This window comes from Nostoc sp., assembly GCF_036917135.1.
In the GTDB taxonomy this organism is placed as follows: domain Bacteria; phylum Cyanobacteriota; class Cyanobacteriia; order Cyanobacteriales; family Nostocaceae; genus Nostoc.
Genome location: NZ_JBALEA010000034.1, coordinates 1 through 24,159 on the forward strand (window position 1 = coordinate 1; position 24,159 = coordinate 24,159).

Annotated in this window: 15 protein-coding genes; 3 read left to right on the plus strand and 12 right to left on the minus strand. The window is 41.5% G+C overall.

The window, feature by feature from the left end; all coding sequences use genetic code 11:
• Both V7K50_RS10215 and V7K50_RS10220 read left to right on the plus strand, forming a co-directional pair.
• Positions 1 to 5,897 (plus strand): amino acid adenylation domain-containing protein (locus tag V7K50_RS10215; RefSeq protein ID WP_442944572.1); only part of this gene is annotated, 5,897 nt, incomplete at its 5' end.
• Positions 5,898 to 6,128: 231 nt separating this feature from the next.
• Positions 6,129 to 6,413: a hypothetical protein gene (locus V7K50_RS10220; RefSeq protein WP_334959630.1), complete on the plus strand. Its 285-nt coding sequence runs from the start codon at positions 6,129 to 6,131 to the stop codon at positions 6,411 to 6,413.
• A 176-nt stretch (positions 6,414 to 6,589) separates the two neighbouring features.
• Here V7K50_RS10220 and V7K50_RS10225 read toward each other — a convergent pair whose 3' ends face one another.
• From V7K50_RS10225 to V7K50_RS10280, 12 genes are all read right to left on the minus strand, one after another.
• Positions 6,590 to 7,567 carry a threonine ammonia-lyase gene (locus V7K50_RS10225; RefSeq protein ID WP_334959632.1) on the minus strand — a complete coding sequence of 326 codons (978 nt, stop codon included), beginning with the start codon at positions 7,565 to 7,567 and terminating at the stop codon, positions 6,590 to 6,592.
• A gap of 188 nt (positions 7,568 to 7,755) precedes the next feature.
• Complete coding sequence (locus V7K50_RS10230) at positions 7,756 to 8,889, minus strand: LLM class flavin-dependent oxidoreductase (RefSeq protein ID WP_334959634.1); 1,134 nt, start codon at positions 8,887 to 8,889, stop codon at positions 7,756 to 7,758.
• Positions 8,890 to 8,938: 49 nt separating this feature from the next.
• Positions 8,939 to 10,138 carry an MFS transporter gene (locus V7K50_RS10235; protein ID WP_334959636.1) on the minus strand — a complete coding sequence of 400 codons (1,200 nt, stop codon included), beginning with the start codon at positions 10,136 to 10,138 and terminating at the stop codon, positions 8,939 to 8,941.
• 82 nt (positions 10,139 to 10,220) lie between these two features.
• Positions 10,221 to 11,444, minus strand: a complete 1,224-nt coding sequence (locus V7K50_RS10240) for an ATP-grasp domain-containing protein (RefSeq protein ID WP_334959638.1) — start codon at positions 11,442 to 11,444, stop codon at positions 10,221 to 10,223.
• Positions 11,445 to 11,594: 150 nt separating this feature from the next.
• Entirely contained in the window at positions 11,595 to 12,929 is a 1,335-nt protein-coding gene (locus tag V7K50_RS10245) for an ATP-grasp domain-containing protein (protein ID WP_334959640.1), read from the minus strand.
• Between the two features lie 296 nt (positions 12,930 to 13,225).
• Entirely contained in the window at positions 13,226 to 14,539 is a 1,314-nt protein-coding gene (locus tag V7K50_RS10250) for an ATP-grasp domain-containing protein (RefSeq protein ID WP_334959642.1), read from the minus strand.
• Positions 14,532 to 15,302 (minus strand): hypothetical protein, encoded by a 771-nt coding sequence (locus V7K50_RS10255; RefSeq protein WP_334959643.1) that lies wholly within the window; start codon positions 15,300 to 15,302, stop codon positions 14,532 to 14,534. The genes V7K50_RS10250 and V7K50_RS10255 overlap by 8 nt, the downstream gene beginning before the upstream one ends.
• Positions 15,303 to 15,480: 178 nt before the next feature.
• Positions 15,481 to 15,693, minus strand: coding sequence for a hypothetical protein (locus V7K50_RS10260; RefSeq protein WP_334959645.1), 213 nt, complete (start codon positions 15,691 to 15,693; stop codon positions 15,481 to 15,483).
• Between the two features lie 65 nt (positions 15,694 to 15,758).
• Positions 15,759 to 16,046 (minus strand): 2Fe-2S iron-sulfur cluster-binding protein, encoded by a 288-nt coding sequence (locus tag V7K50_RS10265; RefSeq protein ID WP_334959647.1) that lies wholly within the window; start codon positions 16,044 to 16,046, stop codon positions 15,759 to 15,761.
• Positions 16,047 to 16,572: 526 nt separating this feature from the next.
• Entirely contained in the window at positions 16,573 to 17,094 is a 522-nt protein-coding gene (locus V7K50_RS10270; protein WP_334959649.1) for an AraC family transcriptional regulator, read from the minus strand.
• A gap of 214 nt (positions 17,095 to 17,308) precedes the next feature.
• Positions 17,309 to 17,566, minus strand: a complete 258-nt coding sequence (locus V7K50_RS10275) for a Mo-dependent nitrogenase C-terminal domain-containing protein (protein WP_334959651.1) — start codon at positions 17,564 to 17,566, stop codon at positions 17,309 to 17,311.
• Between the two features lie 728 nt (positions 17,567 to 18,294).
• A complete protein-coding gene (locus tag V7K50_RS10280) occupies positions 18,295 to 22,878 on the minus strand; it encodes an nSTAND1 domain-containing NTPase (RefSeq protein ID WP_334959653.1) in 4,584 nt (1,527 codons plus the stop codon).
• Between the two features lie 428 nt (positions 22,879 to 23,306).
• Between V7K50_RS10280 and V7K50_RS10285 the strand changes: the two genes are divergently transcribed.
• Positions 23,307 to 23,912, plus strand: a complete 606-nt coding sequence (locus V7K50_RS10285; protein WP_334959655.1) for a PEP-CTERM sorting domain-containing protein — start codon at positions 23,307 to 23,309, stop codon at positions 23,910 to 23,912.
• Positions 23,913 to 24,159 lie beyond the last annotated feature (247 nt).

Sequence of the window (24,159 nt, forward strand, 5' to 3'; positions counted from 1 at the left end):
TCAAGGAAAAGTTACCAGAGTACATGGTACCAAGTGCAATAGTCATCCTAGAATCCCTACCCCTTACCCCCAACGGCAAAATCGACCGTCGCGCCTTACCCGCCCCAGAATCACGCACCGGAATAGAAATCGATATAGTGCCACCCCGCACCCCCATTGAAGAAAAACTAGCCCAAATTTGGACACAAATCCTGAGAGTAGAGCCAATAGGCATACATGATAACTTCTTTGAACTAGGAGGAGACTCCATCCTCAGCATTCAAATCATCGCCAAAGCAAAGCTATTAGGAATAGAACTGACCCTCAAACAACTATTTGGCAATCAAACAATCGCCCAATTAGCCACAGTCGCAGGCACAACAAAAGCACTCTTAATCGAACAAGGATTAGTCGCCGGGACATTACCCTTAACACCAATTCAACAATGGTTTTTTGAACAAGACACACCAGAAAAACACCACTTCAATCAATCATTGCTACTCACAGTTCCATCTAACATTAACCTAGAAATATTAGAGCAAGTTTGGCAGAAATTGCTCAAACATCACGATGCTCTCCGCCTAAGATTTAGCCAAACAGACTCTACTTGGCAGCAGACTCATACCGCTCCAACCGATAGCAATACTATTTTATATTTCGACCTCTCGACAATCAGAGAAAGTCAGCTTCAAAAGACAATTGAAACCACCGCCAACTCCTTACAGGCGAGTTTAAATCTGTCGGAAAATCTGGTGCAGGTAGCCTTATTCTTTTTGGGGAACGACAAAAAAGCGCGATTACTCATTGTCATTCACCATCTAGTAGTAGACGGTGTTTCCTGGCGGATATTATTAGAAGATTTGCAAACAGGTTACGAGCAACTAAGTCGAGGTCAGTCCATTCAACTCCCTGCCAAAACCACATCTTTCAAAGATTGGGCGCAACAACTAACAGCTTATGCCCAATCAGAAGTCAATAAATCAGAACTGGCTTATTGGTTGAGTCAATCTCACTCCTTGGTTTCTCCTATCCCAGTAGACTATGCAGAAGGAGTTAACACTGCTGCATCTGCTAATACAATATCAGTATCATTAAACTCAGCAGAAACCCTGTCCCTTCTGCAAGATGTCCCAAAAGCTTACAAAACACAGATTAACGATGTTTTGTTGACAGCCTTAGTGCTGGTTTTGAGCAGATGGACTAACTCTAAGTCTGTGTTGTTCAACTTAGAAGGTCATGGGCGGGAAGATATTATCGATAGTGTAGACTTATCACGCACTATCGGTTGGTTTACAACGATTTTTCCAGTGCTTTTAAAACTTGAAGCAATAGACAAAGACAATATTGGCAATGCCTTAAAATCTGTCAAGGAGCAATTACGGGCAATTCCGAACAAAGGCATTGGCTACGGCTTATTGCGCTATCTGAATAGCGATGCAGAAATTAGCGGAACACTAGAGACAATTCCCGCTTCCGAGATTAGCTTCAATTATCTGGGTCAATTTACTCAAGTTCTAAATACATCTTCTCTGATGCAACCGGCTAGTGAGTCTAGCGGAATTAGCCAGAGTTTACAAGGTCAGCGCTCAAGTCTACTAGACATTAATGCCATCATTGCAAACGAACGGCTACAAATAGATTGGGCATACAGCACTAATATCCATCAGCACGAAACCATTGAGAATATTGCCCAAGAATTTGTTGAAACTTTACGAGAAATCATTGCTCATTGTTTAGAGCCGGAAAACGGAGGTTATACACCAACAGATTTCCCGTTAGTCAAACTTAACCAGCTAGAACTAGATGGAGTCTTGGCAAGACTACCATTGCAAGGGGAAGTGGGTAAAACTAACTGGCAAAATATTCAGGATATTTATCCCTTATCGACGATGCAAGAGGGGATGCTGTTTGAAAGTTTGTATGCTCCAGATTCCGGGGTATATTTTGAGCAGATAACTTGCACTTTAACGGGAAACCTAGATGTAGAAGCCTTTTCACAAGCTTGGCAGCAGGTGGTAGAAAAGCATTCCATCTTCCGCACGGCTTTTGTTTGGGAGTCTTTGAGCCAGCCTCTACAAGTTGTGTATCGAGAGGTGTTGGTGAGAGTTATGACCATCGACTGGGGAGAGTTCTCGAAAGTTGAGCAGCAAGAGCAATTAGAGACTTTTCTTTCTGCGGAGCGACAACAGGGTTTCCAACTCTCGCTGGCGCCACTAATACGCCTATATCTAATCCAATTGGATTCTCATAGTTATCAGTTTGTTTGGTGTCATCATCATTTATTACTTGATGGCTGGTCGTTACCTTTGGTTTTCAAAGACCTGTTGGAGTTTTATCAAGCAATTTCTCAGGGTGTTAGTTTACCTAACAATATAGCAACTCTGGGCTACCGCAACTATATTGCTTGGTTACAGCAACAGGATCAAGATTTAGCTAAGGAATTTTGGCGACAAAAACTTCAAGGTTTTACTGCACCCACTCCAATGACTGTGGATAAACCATTGTCAAAGCAAGAGCAGCATTCTAGTTATGGTGAACAAGAAATTCAGTTAACGGTGTCAGAAACAACTGCAATCGGGTCTTTTGCACGACAACATCAATTGACTATAAGTAATCTGGTGCAGGCGACTTGGGGATTGTTGCTATGTCGCTATAGTGGAGAGCCAGATGTGGTTTTTGGTGCAACTGTCTCTGGTCGTCCTCCTGGGCTTGTTGGTGTGGAGTCGATGGTAGGATTATTTATCAATACTCTGCCAGTGCGGGTGCAAATCTCTGAAAAGACTGAACTGCTGAGTTTGTTGAAAGATTTACAGGCGCAACAGGTAGAGTCTGAGCAATTTTCCTATAGCTCATTGGCACAGATTCAGGCTTTGAGTGATGTCAAGAGGGGTACGTCTTTGTTTGAGAGCATTGTCGTCTTTGAGAATTATCCGGTGGATACTGCTGTTGTGCAATCCAATGGCAGTTTTTCGCTCTCGAATGTTCGGGCGATTGAACAAACAAATTATCCTCTGACGGTTTTAGCTGCCTCTGGTGAGCAATTTTTGCTGAAGGTGAGCTACGATGCTAGTCGATTTGAGTATGGGACGATTAGCCGAATGCTGGGTCATTTTGTGACAATGCTCTCAGCAATTGTGGCGAATCCTCAGCAGCACCTAGGGCAGTTGCCTCTTTTAACAGCATGGGAGCAACGGCAGTTATTAGTTGAATGGAATGATACTCAAGTAGACTATCCCCAAGATTTGTGTATCCATCAGTTATTTGAAGAGCAGGTAGAACGTACACCCGATGCTGTCGCAGTTGTGTTTGAGAATCAGCAACTGACATACCGCGAGTTGAATTCTCGTGCTAACCAATTGGCGCATTACTTGCAGACTTTGGGAGTGGGAGCAGATGTGTTGGTGGGGATATGTGTGGAGCGTTCTTTAGAAATGCTCGTAGGATTACTTGGCATTCTCAAAGCGGGTGGGGCTTATGTGCCACTTGACCCAGAGTATCCGACTGAGCGTTTGAGCTTCATGCTTGAAGATGCTCAAGTCAAAGTGCTGCTTACCCAACAGCATCTAGTTGAGAAATTACCCGAACATATTGCACAACTTGAACTTGTTTGCTTAGACAGCGACTGGGAAAAAATTGCTCAAAAGTCCGAGTCAAGCCCTGAAAATGGAGCAATATCCAGTAACCTAGCTTATGTTATCTACACTTCTGGTTCCACAGGCAAGCCCAAAGGCGTTTTAGTCAACCACAATCATGTAACTCGTCTATTTGCAGCCACAGAACCTTGGTATGACTTCAACTCAATAGACGTGTGGACACTATTCCACTCTTACGCCTTCGACTTCTCAGTGTGGGAAATTTGGGGTGCATTGCTGTACGGTGGACGACTGGTAGTAGTACCTTACTTAGTGACGCGATCGCCAGAATCATTTTATGAGTTATTGTGTGAAGAGAAAGTCACAATTCTCAATCAGACACCTTCAGCATTTCGCCAGTTAATTGCAGCAGAACAGTCAATAGCAACTGTTGGCGACTTAAACCTCCGCCTAGTTATTTTCGGTGGAGAAACCCTAGAAATTAATAGTTTGCAGCCTTGGTTTGAGCGCCACGGTGACCAATCGCCTCAGTTAGTTAATATGTACGGAATTACAGAAACCACTGTACACGTCACTTATCGTCCATTAAACAAAGGTGATTTGAATAGCACTGCAAGTGTAATTGGTCGCCCGATTCGGGACTTACAGGTGTATGTGCTAGATGAACATTTACAGCTAGTGCCGATTGGCGTTCCTGGCGAAATGTATGTTGGTGGTGCTGGGGTAACCCGTGGCTATCTCAATCTTCCCGAACTGACAGCAGAACGGTTTATCCCCAACCTTTTTGAAAATTCCAAACTCCAAATTCCAAATTCCAAATTATATAAGACAGGAGATTTAGCCCGTTATCTAGCAGATGGCAACATTGAATATCTGGGTCGTATCGACAACCAAGTAAAAATTCGGGGTTTCCGCATCGAATTGGGAGAAATCGAAGCCGTACTCAGCCAACATGAAGATGTGCAAGCATCTTGTGTGATCGCCCGCGTTGACAATCCCTCAGATCAGCGCCTAGTCGCCTACATCGTACCGCAAAAAGAGCAGACTTGTAGTGAGCGAAGTCGAAGTACGCCCACAGTCAGCGTTCTGCGTCAATTCCTGAAAGCCAAGCTGCCAGACTACATGGTGCCTTCGACTTTCGTCATCCTGGAGTCCTTACCCCTGACTCTCAATGGCAAAATAGACCGTCGTGCCTTACCCGAACCTTCTGGGCGCAGTGGTTCTGACACATTTGTTTCACCCCGGAATACTGTAGAACTACAATTGGTGCAAATCTGGTCAAAAATTCTGAAGGTTGACAATGTGGGGGTAAAAGATAACTTTTTTGACCTCGGCGGTCATTCGCTCTTAGCTCCTTACTTAATAACTCAAATTAAACAACAGCTTGGTAAAGATATCCCCTTAGTCACGCTTTTCCAACATCCAACAATTGAAGAGTTGGCGACTATGGTGCAAAAAGATACGGATGCTTCTGGTTGGTCTCCCTTAGTCGCAATTCAGCCAATGGGTTCCAAACCAGCTTTCTTCTGTCTTCCAGGCGCTGGTGGCTTTCCGTTCTACTTATATAATTTAGCGCGTTGTCTTGGCTCAGACCAGCCGTTCTACACTTTTCAAGCCCAGGATCGGGATGTAGAATTAGCGGCAATCAGCCAAGTTGAGGATATAGCCGCCCACTACATTCAAGCAATACAAGCTGTGCAGCCACAAGGCCCCTATTTTTTGGCGGGACATTCTTTTGGCGGTAAAGTCGTTTATGAAATGGCGCAGCAGTTACTGAGTCAGGGACAGGTGGTGGCTCTAGTTGCCATTCTTGATACCACAGCACCGATCGCTCAGGCAAAGCCAGAAGAATGGGATGATGTTAAATGGCTGATTGAGACTGCCAAACTCTTACAAATTGCCTTCGCAAAGGATTTGGATATGGATGCTGATCCCCTCTTCTCTTTAGCTCCAGAGGAGCAATTTAAATATGTTCTAGATTACTTTAAAATGGTTGACATTTTGCCTCCCGATGCTGATACCAGGTATTTGAAGAAGTTATTGCAAGCTTTCAAAGCTGATGGTAACGCTGAGTATGTACCACAACACATCAATGCGATCGCAATTACTCTCTTTCGCGCCAGCGAATCTGCTCCAGAAGAGCCTACTGCCTTACCATCTGAGCTTTTAGAGGATTTGGCCTGGGGGTGGAGCGCGTTTTCTAGCGAACCAGTGGATGTCCAGTTTGTCCCCGGAAGCCATGTGACGATGATGACTCAACCCCATGTCCAAGTTTTAGCTGAACGGTTGAAAGCTTGCATCGAGCAAGTACAAGCAAACATCTAAGTGCAAAGATCGTTCCGAGTCTTAGCTATTGAGTAATATTTATTACTTAATAGCTAACAATACCTTAGCCAAAAAAGGAGTATGAAGAGTGAAGACCGTCCTGATTCCCTCACTCTACCTTCTATTACAAGAGGTAAAGATTAAGTTACTACTTTGGGAGTCGGTGAGAAAATAAGGTTATAGAGAATCTTTTGAGAATTTAGTAAAGTTATAAGCATTGGAGTAAAGCAAATGAATGCTAAACTGATCGCTTTCTCTGGCTTTGTGACAACAGTTGTGGGTGGAGGAATTGGTTTTATTATTGCCAATTTATTTCCTTGCCCCTACACGAGTCAAATGTATCAACATTTGGAGCAAAAATACGCGCTCGTTGGTGCAGTTGCTGGCTTGCTCATTGGTTCTAGTCAAGAAACGATTCGAGAACTTAAGCAAGAGCGGGATGCGGAAGAAGACTTGCTGAGAGATTTTAACAAAGCTATTCACTCAAATTCAAATAAAAGAGTCGTCGGCAAATAAAAGATTATCCCGGTAATAGTGGTCTTGCAACGCCGGATTTTCTTAATCAGCCATCAAGTAGAAGAACAGTGAACACAAAGTCTCAAACTCTGACTCCCATTAGACATCTCCAAAATAGTATATTTTGTGGTAAAAGAACATTATTGCGTCTATAAAGCAATGAGAAAGGCATCTACCTAACCTATTTTTTCTGATAACCCAAGAATATTTAGTAAACGAGACATTGAAATATTCTGTCCAGTAATAATACCAACAACATTTTTAAAGCTTTCTAAACTCAGTTTTCGTAATCCAGCTATGGTTGCTGCCCCCGATGGCTCAAAAACCATCTGATGCTCTGTCAAAGCCCATTTCAATGCATCTTTAATTTCATCTTCACTAACAAGAATCATCTGATCTAAGTGCTTTGTGAGGATGGGAAAGGTAATCGTATCATGTTCCATATTTACGGCTAAACCCTCTGCAATTGTTGTTTCTAATGGCACATTTACAACTTTTTTGTGTTTCAACCAATGGGTCATCATCGCACTTTTTTCCGCCTGCACACCTATAATTTGAATATGCGGGTTTAGTTGCTTCAACGCGCAACAAATACCTGAAGCAAAACCACCTCCTCCTACTCCTACAACTACTAAATCAACATCAGGGCACTCATCGAATATCTCAAGCCCAATCGTCCCACCTCCTGTAATCATATCAACATCATTATAAGCTGATATAAACATTAAATCTTGTTCTTTAGCTAACTTGCGAGCAGCTTCTCTTGCTAATTCTACAGTTTCAAAGAATCGTAAATGTGCACCATATTGTTCAAGTTTAGCAATCTTGTTTTTGTCAGCCCATGTTGGCAGATAGATGTCTGCCTTTATTCCCAGTTGGTACGCTGCGTATGAAACACCAATGCCGTGATTGCCCGCAGTAGAAGCAATTACCCCTCGTTGAGGTTTTTGATTGAGTAACTTATTCAATGAACCTCTCGGTTTAAAACTACCTGTAACCTGTGAGTTTTCTAACTTTAGATAAATAGACGTTCTCAATTCTTTTGACAATTGAAAAGAGTAGTCTAGCGGTGTATTCCGAATATATTGCTTAATTCTCTTGTGAGCTTTGTAAATCTCCGAAAGACTCAGATGATGTAAAGTTGGTCTCATCATAAAAATCCTTGCTGTCAGAAGTGAATAAATTTAGCAATTTCAACTCTATCGTCAAAGCTTAGTTTTACTAGCAGTAGATAAACTGTACTTGATGAGTGGTCTTGTTCCATAAATGTCTTGCCTTGGCCTGCGCCAGAGCAGGGCAGTGATGGGATTGACAGAGAATGTAAGTTAACCACAATACTCCTCTAACCCAAGCTCACTCCTTGCCAGTTGCCAACTCCTGAACTATAAATTGAAGATTCAAGCTGCTCCATAGCACGTACGCGAGGCAGGACGTTTTTACAAAAGCCTTGCATCTCGGCAAGCGTTGGCCAACCCGACAATATAAATTCGCTAACACCTGCAAATTTATAACGCATGATCTCCTTTGCAACTTCGTCGAAACTTCCTACCAGTGCCAATGCTGGCCCTCCACGGTAAGGCACTGCCCCACTCCAGAGATTGGGTCCAAGCCACTCTGAGTTTGTTTTTTGTGCTAATTCATAAGTGGACTTAATAGCAACCGAATCTGACTTATCGACCACAGTTTGAATAAATTCCTTCCACTTAAGATCGGGATTTTCTACGACCCGAAAAGCTGCTTCAATGGACTCCTCACGTGTTTGACGCGTGATGACCGACATCCGAAGTCCTATAGGAATCCTTGGTTGATGGTCGGTTTGAGCGCTTGAACTGTGACTTGCGGCAATTTTTTCAGGCGTATCGCCGTACCTCAGCCAACACTGTGCATGCTGAGATGCTGTATGATTGGCAATCTTTGAATTACCGCTCAAATAAATCTTAGGCTGACGGACTCCCGAACGAAGCGAAGTAAACTTGGTGTTTAACTGAGCGTCTTTAAGTTGATAATGCTTACCTGCATAACTCAGTGGATTTGTCGTATTCCAAAGGGTTGAGCAAATTTCGAGATACTCGCCTGCTCGCTCGAACCGCTCATCATGTGAAAGGAAGTCTCCGTAATAGGCTTGCTCAACTGGAGAAAATCCACAGATTATATTGAGACTAATCCGACCATTAAAAAGATGCGAGAGCGTATTAACTTGCTGCACAAAAAGCGTCGGCGACATCAGCCCCGATCGGTAAGCCAGCATGAATCCTACTCGCTCGGTATGCGCTGATAGCCTTCCTAAAAGCGCTACAGGATCAGGCATATGAAAACCAAACGGTGTTAATAAGGACTCGATCTGGAGTTTGTCAGCGCAACTGACAAACTCCAGAAGAGCCTCAAGATCAATTCCACCAGAATGATCTGCCTGTGCTTCGTTTTTCTTTGCTGCTTCAAGGGGTAATGCCCAATGAAATTCCAATGGATTAAACATAATGACACCTTGGGTAATTGATTTATAATCGTGGATTCGTAAATAAATATTACGTATTAGTTTTCGATTGAGTTTTTAAACGCTTATATATCCAAGCAATATAGGTTGCGGCTACTAGGCTACTCAAAATAAATAACGATTTGGTTCCCACGCGCCCAGAACCTAGGGCTACTAATAGACCTGCTGCTGGTAGGCTTAACTGGTTTAACAGCACAATTAACCCTACAGTCTTACCTAAGTGTTGGCTAGGAATCCATTGGACGCGCTCAGTACGGATGTATACATTAAACAAACCAGTAGAACCGGAGGCTAATGCATAACCCAGCACAAACAGGTAAAAATTATTAGCAAGACCCATTAACATGCCTCCGCACAAGACGGCAATGTAGGCAGTAATACCCAGGCTGAACACGCTAAAGTGCTTGGTTAATTTAGGCACTAACAAAAAGGAGACTACCCCTAGCAGACCCGCAGTGGTATTTAACACGCCAAAGTAACTGTCAGGCTTATTAAAAGTACCAGTGATTAATGGCGCACCAGTTGCTAGCGCTATGCCAATAATTAGGTTAACTAGAATGCTGAGTGCCGTTAAGGTCAGCAGGTTAGGATAATCTCGTAGTACCTTAGCCCCTTGGACAATATCACGCCAAATCTGCTTTTTACTTGAATTAGCAATGTGTACATTTAAGGCTGAACCTAACAATGTAACCCCTAGAAAACCTAAACCGAATAGGCCTGCGGCAATCAATAAAAAATCTTGATTTTTTAAATACAGTGCCAACATTGCAGCTAGGGCGGGGCCAAAAATGCTAGAAGTTTGGTCAATCCCCTGAAGGATACTTTGTGCTTTGGGTAAATCTGCCTTACTTACCAATTTGGGAACCGTGGATTCCATTGCAATAAAGGCTTGTGCATAAAAAAACGCACAAATACTCATCACCAGACTGACAATGACGAATATGTTACCGGGAAATAGCTTGATCAACAAGAAGCCCAACAAACAAACCGCCATCCGCACAAAGTCGGCGAGTAAATAAACTTTTTTGCCACCCAAGCGATCGCTAACAGATCCAGCAATGGGGAGAGAAAGTACTCGCGGAGTCCATTCAAGAAAAAAAGCCAACCCAACTAGTGAAACATTCTGAGTGCTTTTATAAATAATCAATGGAACCGCGAACAATAAAAACTGGTCACCCAAAGCGGAACAAAAACGTGATCCTAAAAACTGAATAACTTTGAAATTATTCACAACTTGCCTGCCTGTCGTAATTATTCATCAATTAAGGCTCTTACAAAAACTGGTATCTGAGTCTTGCATTCATTTCCAACGGTTACACTGAACTCTTGATTGGTTCAATACTGACTTGAGCAAACAGTTCTTGTAGAAAACTCTGTAACGACTCGCTGCTGTCACTACCGATCACACCAGCTAGCGGGATTTCAATTGCTTGGTAAGTAATGTGCTGGGGCAACTTTTGCTCTGTAGACAGTTGATTCCAGCGCACTACATAGGGATGATTACGAAACTTTTCATGTCGAGAGATGTGGCAGTAATCTGCTTGATAATGGTGACCAGGAAAAACATACCAACCGAATTTCTTGCCTATATTAGTCGTTTCTGGAAATTCTAACTCCTCGCCCAGCCATATTTTTAGTTCTGCTGAAGGCAAATGAATGTTGGTAGCCAAATTAAAAGTATCAACCACATCAGCACCGCCCACTCGGTTAGCAACTTCCAAAAACACTAAACTGTTTTTATTAGCAATTGCCTCTAAATGGAAGCTGCCATTGTTAAGTTCAACAGCACTCAAAACTCGACTGATCCATACTTTATTTTCATCACTAATATCAATTTGCACAGATCCCAAAGGCTGACCATTAGCATATCCCAGACAATCACCTACATATTGACTGGCGAGTACAACTTTCACTTCGCCATCCTGCACTAAACCATCGAAATGAACGATAGACCCTTGGATAAATTCTTCCACTTCAAACTGTGCCAAATTAGGGTTTTCCCCATCCAGCAAATCAATTCCGGTATTCTGCATCTGTAAAGCCAAAAGCAATGAGTGAATAGAAGCAAATACCTTCACGTTTTCACTAGATGCACCATCAATTGGTTTGACAACTACTTGATCTTGCCACTTGGGGAGTTGTTCTATCTGTGATAGAGGTAAAAACTCCGGTACGCGAATTCCAGCAACCGCAACAATGGTTTTCATGATGACTTTGTTGCGTACTTTTTCTACCTGCGCCAGAGTAGAGCCTGAAATGCCAAAACGTTCTCGGATTTTGGCAGCATCCAGTAGTTCGTACTCAGATAATGATATGATTCGCTCAAACTCCAACTGTTGTTGTTCAATTAGTTCAATCACTTCATCCGCAGTTTTACCAACCCCTGGTCTGATCAACTTTTTACAGTTTAAAAATTCAGGAATATTAGTCAGCGCTGTTTCAGTACCTATATATGTGACTTCATGAAGATTATGGTCGATGCCACGATGGTAATCAATTTTGTGATAGGGAATGCGGTGTAAAATCAAAATTTTCATTAGTCTTCCTCAAATTTACTAACAACAAAAATAGGTAATCACCAAAGCCTAAAAAGTATAATTTTCCAGGGATATACTTATAGCTAATAGTCCACAAGTAGAGCATGGAAATATTTTTTTCAATACCCCATGCCCAATGCAAAATTTGGTTTAACGAGCCAAAACCATCGTGGGTTTATTTTGATAGATATAAGAAGCTATAACCTGTTGCCAACAATCACTAATGGCAGTCTTCAAACCGAAAATATCTAGCTCGGCATTGGGACTATATACACAAACCATTGCGATAAAATCACCATTATCTTTGGGAATAGCTCTCACCCAGTTTCCTTGAATTGGCAGCAGGGTAAAACCAAACCACTCTAGTTCCTGGTTAATTTCAGCTTTGTTGTATAGCTTTAAAGCTCTGTTAAACAAGCGTTCTGGTTCATCTTTAACTGGTGCTAGGTCTAGATAACCATCATGGGCAGAGCCAAGCATAATGGTAGCTGCAATTCCTTGTGGGGCAGGTAATTGCTTTGGCAAGGGCTGACCTAATACTCTATCAACCCAAAGATGATAAAAATTCAAACCGTACACTCGTTCAGCAAGCGACCAAATTTTCATACCCGCAGGACGGCGGTTAGGTTCGACAACAGCAGCTTGTGTAGCATCTGTGTCAATCTTGATTTCGTTATGGAAAGGCCCATTACACTGACCGACTAAAACGTTCGCTAACTTACCAACACGAGTTAGTAAATGCTCTTGAATCTGGCTCAATCTGGCTGGTAAAATCTGACCTGTTTCTACTGGGTAACGACCACTAGCACTGCATTTTTCTGTAAGAAAGTGCAAGTGTCCTAGCCCGTCAAAGGAATATTCCTGTTGTAAAGGAATTACCTGTTCGCAGATAATGCCACCAGAGAAATAAGGCTCAACTTCTTGTAAAGCTTGCCGCAAATCTGCGTTGGCATTTAAGAACACCACTCCTCGGTTATTACCTTCACAAGCTGGTTTTAATACTACACCTCCAGGGTAACGCCGCACAAAATCCAATAACTCGTCAGCATTATGGATAGTGGCATGGGCAGGGATGAACATGCCTTGAGGTTCTAATATTGACCGATGTTCAGCTTCAATCTGACGATAAAGAATTTTGGAAAAAGCCCCAGATGCTAAAGTGGCGTTATCTACAGGCAAGTTCAATTGTTCTAATAATTGGGCACCACTTTGTACTGCATTGTCGGAGAATACCAAACCACCTCGCAACTGTTGGCGAAAGGGTTCTAGTGCCTTGAGTCCACCGCTAACAAAGTCTGAGCTACAGGGATCTAGTGCTAATACAACGTCAGCAATCCGATAATCATGTCGATCTGGGTTGGCGCGGAGCAGCAGGGTTTTCACACCATAACGCTCATAGGCATACTTCCGCATAGAGGCCACATCATTAATGCGGCTGAGGTTGTAATCAATAATTAGCAAAAAAGAATCGGAATTTTGTGTCATGGTCATTATATTGTTTATGCAGTAATACCAATTGTCTAAAAGAGTGCAACAGGTTTAAAACTGGAAACCCAGACAAAATCTGATGCATCTTAATTTTTAATTTCGAGATAAGTCTGAGCCTCGGCTCAAAGCTTCGGTGATTTTTAATTTTGAATTGGGATATTTCTCCCGGTCATCTCGAACTGTAAATTGCTAATTTTGGTAAGCTGTCAAGAGTCAACAGACCAAAGTAACTTTTGACTTGACTTTTGACAGCTTTCAGGAAAAAGTATGCAACTTAAAAGCTCATTAGCTGATTACTCGTAATCAACTTGAATAGTATTTCGAGATTCAGTGATTAATTTTGGCAGCAGTTCATTTTTTTTGTCTTGGGGGATAGCCCAGAGAACTTGTCCAAGAAACACTTCTCGCGCCGTTTCCACGATCTCTGTACCTGTCTTTAAAGACACCTGCACAAGATCCGGTTCTAGACAGCAGATGTTCTGTTGAATTGTGCGAATCCGACCAGTTTGGGCAAAATAAACCCGAAAATAACTGCTCATCGGACTTTGTTGATAAGTTCCTGTACCCAGGTCAAACTTTGCCAGTTGTTTTATTTGCTGTAACTGCTCCTCAGCTGTCTGATACAGCAGATTATTCAGCCATAGTTGGGTCATGCTTATCCCCAGTGTCAATATACTGACACTAGGTGAGATTAATGCACCTCCCACTCGCGGATTGATTTCAATTATTTCCCAATGGTCGTTGTAACACCTTGCTTCGAGATGATAGCAACCCCATTGCAACTGCAAATGCTGGAAAATTGGTTCAATCCAAGCTCTAGCTTTTTTTAGCTGTACCTCATCCAAGTTAATGGGTGGTGCAACACAGGCATTTTCTAAAACGGCACTACCAGATTCGTCTATCTCTATCTTTTCATGAATAGCAACGACGAACGGTTGCCCATCAACAGCGATAATCTCAAAGCTAAACTCTTGTCCGGGAATGTAATCTTCTGCCATAAAACCACGATTGGCAGAAAATATGGAGCTGTATGTCAAGTCGGTTGCTATCTCACTTTGAATCTTTTCGATATCTTGCCAACTTTTGTCTGTGGTTAAACGAAAGGTGGCGTAGGAAGCAATACCTGTGACTGGTTTGACAAAAGCTGGTTTGCCTTTGGCTTGCAAATCTACCCATGTCTGTTCGTTAAGTAATACAGAATCAACTTGGCTCAGACCTGCTTGATTTAACTGCTGCCGTAATTCATATTTATTCAACAGTAACTCGACCTGAGCGGGTTCCATATCAGCTACACCCAAGATTTGATTGGCTTTTGCCATCAGGGTGCGATAGCCCTCCCAAACGCTCAAACAGCAAACTATACAGTAACCCTGTGCTGCTAATTCTTGCATTACCTGTTCTACATTTTCCCAGGTGAGGGCATGGTTTTCGCTCACTCCAAACCATGCACTTTTTTCTTGCAATTCCTGAATCCGGTGGCTATTAGCTGGGAGAGGAAGGGAAGAGAGTACAAAACTCTCTAAGCTGTGTGTAGCAGCATTACTAATCAAATCTTCCATGAAGGAATAACCACAGTGACTTAGTAATAAAACACCTGTTTTATTCATACTTTCCTGATGCTGCTACTAGTTTATTTTGAGCAGACTCAACGATATCTGCATAAATTTCATGGAAGTACATAGCGAGTATTTTCTGTTGTTCTTGCAGATATTTCTTCAGGTTAGCGATATCTTGCTCGTTCTTGATGATGTAACGAATAGCATTCCACACTTCACCAGGATGGTCATCATTAGTATCAGTATAAGAATGGGCAATTTGACCACCAATTTGAGTGACACCAATGGATTTTTTCATGGCATCAATTTTCTTCGGTTCCATTTTGACGTTGACATATTCTACAAGATAGGAATAAGCTAAAACGCCAAGGGGTCCTTCGTGATCTAATAGATAAGAGAAGAAACCAACTAATAGTTTGGTAGACAAGTAGGGTTCAGTATTCAATAACTCTTCGCGGGATACACCAGATTTTTCTAAGTCTTGGATAAACAGTTCATCATGCAGCATTTCTTCCATTTCATAGTTTGCCCAAATCTGTGCTGCTTCTGGGCTTTGTTTGGCGATTTCCGCTATAGCTTTGGATTCAACTACCCGTAAAAGGCGAATACGCCAAACAGTTTCAATCAGGTGACGTTGATAATAACGCTGATTTATTAGTTCACCTTCAAAGTGGGTGGCAAAAGGTACTGTTTGTTCCCATTTATCAATTTGCAAATCAATTAAATTATCAATTTCCTGACGCAGATTAGCAGATGCGATGGGATTTAAGAAAGGTTTTTTACGAATTAAGCCGGTATTCTGACAACGGTTCATATTTTGTATCCTGTTGTTGTTGATTTTGGTGAAAATGAAACAAATTAGTGAAAACTACAAGATTGAGATACTGAATAATATCCCCAGATTTCAGTTCGGGCGTATTCAGTACTAATAAATTTCCGTGAGACATTACTAGACAAGCCAATATAAAAGAGTAGTGACTGTTCTAGGTTCACTAAATATCGGTACTTGTATATTCTTGGTCAAAGTGATAAGACCACTCATTGACTGGTTCGCTTTCAAAGTTTATTGCATAAGAAATGTTGTAACTATTTACATCAATATATTGTCCGACAAAGGGATTGATAGTATCAGAACAACTCCCAGATTTCGTTATTTCTGAAAAATGTATTTTAGGATTGAATTCGGTATTTGGTAAACTGTTCATGGCTGATTCCCTATTAGTGATTAACGTATGATGAAGTAAACAAAACAAGAGATGGATGAAATAGTCTAGCTGCCAACAGGTTGAATCGTGATATCACCTTGTAAGCGACATTCACAGGCAAGTCGATAGCACTCTTCGGGATAACCTAAAGTAGTCAAGAATTCGCGTTCGATACAATTGGCTTCAGTAAGGTTTTGTATGCCTTCGAGTACTTCAATAAGACATGCACCACATGCTCCAGCGCGACAGCCAAAGGGAATAATAGTTTCTTTGACTTCTTCTAAAAGAGTTAGGACTGAGTTCCGAGGTAGTTCAATTAATTCGCCCGAAGGCTTAATTAATACATTTGGCATACATTTTTTTGGTGGCGTGGAAAAAGCCCTTGCTTTTACCTATTTTTTAAACGTCCTATTGCATCTACAGTCGCAAACTTGAAAGTTACGCATAATTTCACAAAAACCTAAATCTAGACCAGTTTACGATCACTACGCGGGGTAATAATAGTCATGTTTTTTCCTTTGATAAATAGAGTTTTTTAGGAAATGCAAGGTTTAGCTTGTTTGCTAACCCTTTCGCTCTTTCTTAATACCAATACTATTGTTTTCTAATTGGATTGATAATTAACTATTTTTAGGTAAGGTTTTACTTAAGTATTAAGTATTTTTAGATTCTCCTCAAAATATAAACCTTGTAAATCAAAAATTTAATATTTTTAATCGGCATTGAAAATTTAGGACTACCATAATTATTCAAATAAAAAAATACTAGATTTTAAATAGCATAATCTAGTATCTGATGCGCGATAATAAGTAAGTAGGCGAGAATCAATCAAAGTTGATTAATTAGCGGCTAATAGGGAGGTAATAATTTAGGGTATCATTATAACAATGCGTGAGAACGCTGTGTCTCTCTCCAAGCACGGGGAGTATTTTGATAGTAATCGCGAAACTGACAGTAGAAATGATTGATATTTTGATAGCCTACTTTTAACGCAATCTCATCAACGGAGTCATTAGTTTCTAAAAGCAAGGTGCTTGCTTCTGCTATCCGACGCTCGATAATCCAATTATTCACCGTTTTTCCGGTAAGTCTTCGCACTAAGTCAGTTAAGTAAGCTGAAGAATAACCAACTGCTTGAGCTACTTCTTTTAGTCTAATGCTTTGATTATAATTCAATTCAATGAACTCGAAAACCTCACACAGTCGGGGAATCGATGGAAATATGGACTTCTGAGTATTTGATTTTTTACCTTCGGTGGTAGTAGAAAGTTTCTGATGTGCTAACTGAACATTAACAAGACCGTTTTCTGTGATAATTACCTCAAATCCTGCTGCCTCTAAACATTTCATTAAGAGGTTTTTGGTTTCAGGATGTTCATCAATTAATAAAATATTACTCATACTTTCTCCTGATATTTATTTTTTGAATCCCTTGATCATGACGGAGCAATACCACGAAGTGGTTGCCAAGGGCATCGCGGTAATTTTTATTGCCTGCTGACTAAACTTAAGTTAACTTTGCTACCTGAGTTTTTTGTTTGGCAATGTCAGATTATGGATTACTGATACCATGTCATTGATTCAGCCTAGCTTTTTTCAGACAGTTTTCATTCCATCAAGTGTTTGAGTTTAGCTGAGTAAGGTAGCAAATAGCACGGAAACGTAAACCAATTAACTGCTCGTAAAGAGGATTGAGCTTACACAAGGGTGGTATATGAATAACTAGGGCACTGAAAAGTTTGATGTCACTTTCAAATGGGCAAGAAGCTGGGATTACTCGGCACAATAATCGCGCCAATTTGGAATTATGGATTTCGATAGTATCCAGCTTTTGTCGTATCGGTAAAAGTAAATCTAAATTATGTGTGTTCATGCTGAATTCCCTTGACATTACAAATTTGATGATGAGAGAAATTCGAGGTTGCTCTACACATTACTCGGTTAAAAAGAAACCTCTTTATCTGAAATACCGCAAAGCTTTAACAAAACTTTACAAAAGATCAGAAGTCTTTTGGGGTATTATGTTCAGCACACATTTAGATAAAATGGTATTACCCATCAGGGTACTTTCCTAATGACAGAAATGCATAAAAAAATTACCCATTAGGTACTTTAGGTATTGAGCAGAGATGCCTTCACTCATAAAGTATTGGGAAGGGAATGTCTGTAATTTAGTCGGTAGTATAAAAATTTAAAACAATGACAAAATTTTCGAGTTTACCGAACTCAGTGCAAAGTATGTTTCCACATCCAATGTCGTCAAAATCAGGGAGATACTAATGGTAAGCTGTCGCGCAAATAAGATTGCACAACTAGGGCGCTCATGTTGCCCACCCCACAAGAGATTTATTTTTTGGAGGATGCAAATTAAAAGATTTTTAGCTTATTAGCTCAACTATTAATACGCAAGAAAACAAAGTTTGTCCTGTGGCAACCACGTTTTACCAACCCCCAAGCCGCATTACAGCATATTTGATCCGAATGAGGTACACAAGGGCGGGCAGGATGCCCACCCCACAAGATTTATCAGATTAAGATGTGTACTTCATCGGGAACTTTCTTGTACCCAGTTTCACACCTTTTGAAAACTAGCTACTCAACTTAAATCCCATGACACAAACCTCTATCTTCTGGGTTAACGTTGGGATTATTTTGTAAATAATCATGTACTTGAGTACAAGCACGAACCAATAGTGGTTTTAAATCTTCCAAATAGGAATTCCACACTATTATGGTCTTATCTCCACTGCCAGTTACCAGGGTCTTACCATCAGGACTAAAATTAACACTCCAAACGGCATCATTGTGCCCGCGCAAGTTTCTTAACAAAGTACCATCTCGGTTCCAGAGTTTAACGGTTTTGTCACTACTGGCAGTGGCAATGATATTACCGTCAGGGCTAAAAACTACGCTATTAACTATATCGCTATGGCCATAGAGGGTTTTGAGTTCTTTGCCATCGTGATTCCAAAGTTTAACTGTGTTGTCCGAACTGGCAGAAGCAATAATGCTACTATCTGGACTAAAAGCTACGCTGTTAACCCCACTTGTATGTCCACCTAGAATTTTAAGTTCTTTCCCATCTCGGCTCCAAAGTCTAACTGTGTTGTCCCAACTGCCAGTTGCGATCGTCATACCGTCTGGACTGAACTTGACGCTGTTGACTACATCTTCATGCCCAGATAGTGTTTTAAGCAAATTACCATCTAGACTCCACAGTTTAACAGTTTTGTCCGCGCTAGCAGTGGCAATAGTATTACCATCTGGGCTAAAACTGACATTCCAAATCGTGCCCTGATCCCTAGCTAGTGTTTTGAGCAAATTACCGTCTCGACTCCACAGTTTAACAGTTTTGTCCTCACTAGCAGTAGCAATAGTATTACCATCTGGGCTGAAACTGACATTATTAACTCGTTTAGTATGGCCGCGTAAAGTATGTAATTCTTTACCGTCTCGACTCCAAAGCTTAACAGTGTTGTCCCAACTGCCAGTTGCGATGGTATTTCCATCTGGACTAAAAACTACGCTATAAATTAGTTGCTGATGTCCGCGTAAAATGTGTAATTCTTTACTATTGAGATTCCAGAGCTTGACGGTTTTATCCGAACTAGCAGTGGCAATTTGGTTGCTGTCAGGGCTAAAAGCTACACTGAAAACTACTGCGTCATGTCCGCGAAGGACATCAAGTTGTTGACCATTAAGACTCCATAGCTTGGCTGTTTTGTCGTTGCTGGCAGAGGCAATAATCTTGCCATTAGGACTAAAGCTAAGTTTCTTAATTGTGTCATCGTGGGCGGAGAAAGTACGTATTTCTTTCCCCTCTTTACTCCAAAGTTTAATAGTTTTGTCCCAGCCCGCAGTTGCAATAATTTTACCATCTGGACTAAAAATAACGGAATTAACCCCTTCCTTTTGCCTGTAAAGTGTTTTTAATTCTTTGCCTTCTTTGCTCCAGAGCTTGACAGTTCCATCCCCACTAGCAGTTGCAATGATGTTACCATCTGGACTAAAGCTAACACCAAAAACTCCATTCTTATGTCCGTGAAGGGTTTTAAGTTCTTTACCATCTCGGCTCCAAAGTTTCACAGTTTTGTCTGAACTGGCAGTAGCAATGATGTTGCCATCTGGACTAAAGCTGATGCTGTTAATGCCTTCTTGATGTCCGTGAAGGGTTTTAAGTTCTTTAGCATCTCGGCTCCAAAGTTTCACAGTTTTGTCCCAACTGCCACTAGCAATGATGTTACCGTCAGGACTAAAGCTGACACAAATAACTCCATTCTTATGTCCGTGAAGGGTTTTAAGTTCTTTACCATCTCGGCTCCAAAGTTTCACAGTTTTGTCCGAACCGGCAGTAGCAATGATGTTGCCATCTGGACTAAAAACTACATCATTGACGCTATATCTCCCCTCCTGAATGTGATTTTCTAAGCGGTTGTATTCTCTAGTAAAATTAACTGCCTGTAGTAGTGTCTCCACAAGTTGACTGCGAGTATGAGTATCAACACCAAAGGTTTGTTGGATGCGATTTGCTCCCCTAATACTGGTGATTAATGCATCAAAATCCTGATTTGAGGTTAAGAATGTTTCAGCACTGGAGCGAAATGAGTTAATTTCGCTGATACGTGCCTTCTGGGATTGCCATCCAGCGACTCCTGCTAAACTAAAGGCGAACAGTAAACCAGTAGAGAGTCCCCAAATGGTTAATTTTCGTCTACGCTTTTGGATTTTGATTGTGCGATCGCGCAACTCCAAACTAAACTGAATAAAACATCTTTCCTCTCCACTCAGTTCTACTGAGCGTTTGTTATACCAATCTTCTGCGATCGCCAGTGGCTTTCCTCGCAACAGCGCCCCTTCATCAAAACTGCTACTCTCCCAAGTACGCATTGCTGTCCGCAACTGCTCTTGCCAGTGGCGAAAGTCCCGGTCTAGTTGCATCCACAGATTCAAGTGTAGCCAACTCCGGATCAGTGCCTCATGGACAATTTCTACAGTTTCCGAGCCAGTTTTCTCATCCCGTCCCGTAACTACTAAGCGAGCATCAGCTAAACAAGTCACCAAATTCCAATTTTCCTCACCCACTTCAGCGCGGGTAGCTACACGACGGGTATCTTCCGTTCCTTCTCCTGGATGCACCAGTTGGATGAAAATTCGCTGCGCCCTTTCTTTTTCCTCGAAGTTCAGTTTGTTATATGCTTCATCTGCATAACCAGCTAATGCTGCTTCCACCCCCCCAATTTCATCGTAAGCAGCATGGGTCAATTGGGCCGAAAGTTGTTTTGCCCACAGTTGAGTGAGGGCAAACTCCAATAAAGGTAAATCCCCTGGTTCTGCACTCACCGCAGAAACAATCCGCTCAGTCAATCTCTGCTCTATTGTTACCCCCAGCAACGCCGCAGGCTTTTCTACCACCGCTTGCAGTTCTTCGTCCGTCATCGGAGCAAGTTTTAAGTCTGCATACTGCAAGGCATCAGCAAAGGGACGATAAGACAATGCTTGTCCTAAAAAATCTGCCCTGAGAGTGATGACAAAAGTAAAATTAGCACAGCAATAGATTGCTTCTAGTAATCTATCTAAGAAAGCTTTGCGCTTTTGTGCATCTCTGCTCATAGTGTAAAGTTCTTCAAATTGATCGGCAACTAGCAACAAACGCTGGCTGGAATCAAGAGAAACGATATCATCTACCACATCCCGCAACCCATTCTCGCATTGCTCCAGGTCACTGGCAAGATTTCTAATCTCCCGCAAACGTTCAGTGCGACTAAGTACATTCTTGGTGTGATGGTAGGCTGTACTACAATAGGTTTCTCTGTGGTCAACAAGGGCAGTTGCCAGATTAAACAAGGGTCTGGAACCAGGTCTAAAGTCAACAATCTGCCAGTTACCAGCAGAGCGCAGACGCTTCACCAAACCTGCAAACACCACGCTAGATTTACCACTACCACTAGAACCAATAACCGCAACCAAGGGTTGATGAGGTGGTTTTTGCACCGCATCCACCAACATCTGGGTGAAAGTTTCTCGTCCAAAAAAGAACTGTGCATCTTCCTCCCGAAAGGCAAACAAACCGCGATAGGGAATAATTTGGGTGGGACGACGACCTAAGTCTAACCAACTTGGTGGGGCTGTACCCGCATTTTGACAAATTACTGGCAACCAAGAGGCACAGGGATATTTATCTTCAAGACCATGCAACTTTAACCTTGCTTCTTTGACTGCTTGATATAAAGACTTGCCACCATTGGCAAAATCCACCAAAAAATGCTTTAAAAATACCTGTGCCACTTCATCTGGCACTTGTTCCCTCATGACAATAATTTGGGGAATGTGTAGCGCTTCTAACTCAGATGCTAATCCCAAACCATCACAGGAATTGAAAATCGCCACAGCTAACCCGTTGCTAGTGGCTTTTTTCAAGCCATATTTGAGGTCATCAGTAGTTAAGCTTTCCTGATTCTCATTAATGTATATTCGACCACTATCTCCCACAGTCTGGCTATGACCTGCAAAAAACAGAATATCCCAAGATTTCTCCCACAAGGAATCGTTGATTTCGTGACGTTGGGGCTGCACCAGAAAAGTTACATCGGCATCAGGTAAACTGTTGAGTAATCTTCGGTCTGTTTCGACATCAATACCAATACTATTGCCCAAAATCGCCAGAATTTTGACTTTATCTCTTTTGGTAGGCGTTTTCGTGATTAGAGGTTTATGATAATCGGTTGCACTCAAAGCTAGTTCAGCATTGGGATATTCTTCCACCAAATCCCAAAGATGCCAAGGTATTTGTCGCAACTCTTGACTAGATGTGCGAATTAGCACCCGCACCAATTCTTTTTCTGGTAATTCCTTTAACCAACTCTCCCGGATGGGTCGAAAAGACTCCGAAAGCAGCCACTTATTCAGTCGTTTTTGTAACTCCTTAGCTGAATTTTTGCAATCTTCGTATTTCTGAGTAATAGAACCTTCGTAAGTAACTTTTATGGCTTTGATACCGCGAGTATAACTCCCCAAACTACGGTAGTGCGATCGCCACTGGTCAATTGTTGTCTGCAAGGGAGCAATTGGTGGTAGATTACCTGTAACTTCTTTATGCGGGCTAACACCTTCATTAGCAATTGAAAGCGTTACTCGTACACCCTGCTGTAAATCGCCATCTAGCTTTAGGGCAACTAACTTTGTCATTGGCAACATCACAATTGTGCAATGCACAAATCATCATGAGTATATATCTATAACTACATTTACCCCAAGGGAGATTTCGCATTTTTCTATCTTGATATCTGACAAGCAAAAAATGAGCGAACCAGCAGTAACAGTATATAGTTGCTTTTCAAATCTACTTATGCACTAAGTAATTCTGCAAGAAATTTATATAAGTATATAACGAAAAATCAACCAATAGCATTGGAGTTAAATTTAAGACTTTAGGACTTACGCATTGACAAGATAGACAAGACGTGTATTATAACCAACAATGAAAGTAAGACGCGATGATCACTCTCCAATCAGGCGATCGCAACACTCCAAAGGCTTAGAAGAGGGATAATATCTATATTGTAGGATTAAGCATTGACATTCTAGAAGATACGCGATCGCACTCATCGATTACTATGAAAAATTTAGCTTTATTATCTGCCACAATCCTCGCCACCGCATCTGGATTATTTTTCGGGACAATGCAAACCGCCTCTGCTTTAAGTTGGAACTGGAATTATTCTGGCACTGGCATAGCGGCGAACGGTACTCTTACCACTAATGATACCCCTAACGATTTAGGTTTTTACCTGATTTCTGGAATTACTGGTACACGAAATGGTGAAATAATTACTGGTCTGCAACCCGCCGGGACTCCAATACCAGGAAACGAACCTTTTAATATTGATAATTTAATTAGTCTTAATACTCAGCAGTTAACAACTGACGGTTTTGGATATTCCACTTCGGGAGGGAGCTATTCTAGTCCATTTTTTGCTAGTTATTTGCCGACACCAACTTATTTAGAGACTTTTTCTGCACCACCGATTATACCAGGTTTTGAAAATTTGGGATTGGGAGATAGTGAGCTACCCATTAGTTTTTCTGCAACCATAATCACCGTTCCTGAACCCACTTCTATCCTGAGCTTACTCATCCTCGGCACTCTTGGCGCACCTTCAGTACTCAAACGTTACAAGCTATCCAAATTCACTCAGAAGAAGCTCGAAAAAGCTTCCTAAAACCATCAAGAATAATTCAAAATTGAAGAGAGTTTTCAAATCAGACTGTTAAGTAGATGGACAAAAACATTTACAGTTACCCAATCTAGTCAAGCATACCCATTATCTGATTTCGTCTATAACGCTTCTCAATTATTTTGAATATAGACCATTCGTAGGGGCACAGCAATGCTCATTGGTGTCAACTTAAGAAGATAAAGCCCAAATTTGTTGGGTGTAAGCGTCAATGTCTCGATGACGCTTACGC

Coding starts and splice junctions, on each gene's coding strand:
- V7K50_RS10250 (WP_334959642.1), bottom strand. CDS start 14,539: ATGAATAAAACAGGTGTTTTATTACTAAGTCACTGTGGTTATTCCTTC.
- V7K50_RS10255 (WP_334959643.1), bottom strand. CDS start 15,302: ATGAACCGTTGTCAGAATACCGGCTTAATTCGTAAAAAACCTTTCTTA.
- V7K50_RS10225 (WP_334959632.1), bottom strand. CDS start 7,567: ATGATGAGACCAACTTTACATCATCTGAGTCTTTCGGAGATTTACAAA.
- V7K50_RS10245 (WP_334959640.1), bottom strand. CDS start 12,929: ATGACACAAAATTCCGATTCTTTTTTGCTAATTATTGATTACAACCTC.
- V7K50_RS10230 (WP_334959634.1), bottom strand. CDS start 8,889: ATGTTTAATCCATTGGAATTTCATTGGGCATTACCCCTTGAAGCAGCA.
- V7K50_RS10240 (WP_334959638.1), bottom strand. CDS start 11,444: ATGAAAATTTTGATTTTACACCGCATTCCCTATCACAAAATTGATTAC.
- V7K50_RS10260 (WP_334959645.1), bottom strand. CDS start 15,693: ATGAACAGTTTACCAAATACCGAATTCAATCCTAAAATACATTTTTCA.
- V7K50_RS10220 (WP_334959630.1), top strand. CDS start 6,129: ATGAATGCTAAACTGATCGCTTTCTCTGGCTTTGTGACAACAGTTGTG.
- V7K50_RS10285 (WP_334959655.1), top strand. CDS start 23,307: ATGAAAAATTTAGCTTTATTATCTGCCACAATCCTCGCCACCGCATCT.
- V7K50_RS10270 (WP_334959649.1), bottom strand. CDS start 17,094: ATGAGTAATATTTTATTAATTGATGAACATCCTGAAACCAAAAACCTC.
- V7K50_RS10280 (WP_334959653.1), bottom strand. CDS start 22,878: ATGACAAAGTTAGTTGCCCTAAAGCTAGATGGCGATTTACAGCAGGGT.
- V7K50_RS10275 (WP_334959651.1), bottom strand. CDS start 17,566: ATGAACACACATAATTTAGATTTACTTTTACCGATACGACAAAAGCTG.
- V7K50_RS10265 (WP_334959647.1), bottom strand. CDS start 16,046: ATGCCAAATGTATTAATTAAGCCTTCGGGCGAATTAATTGAACTACCT.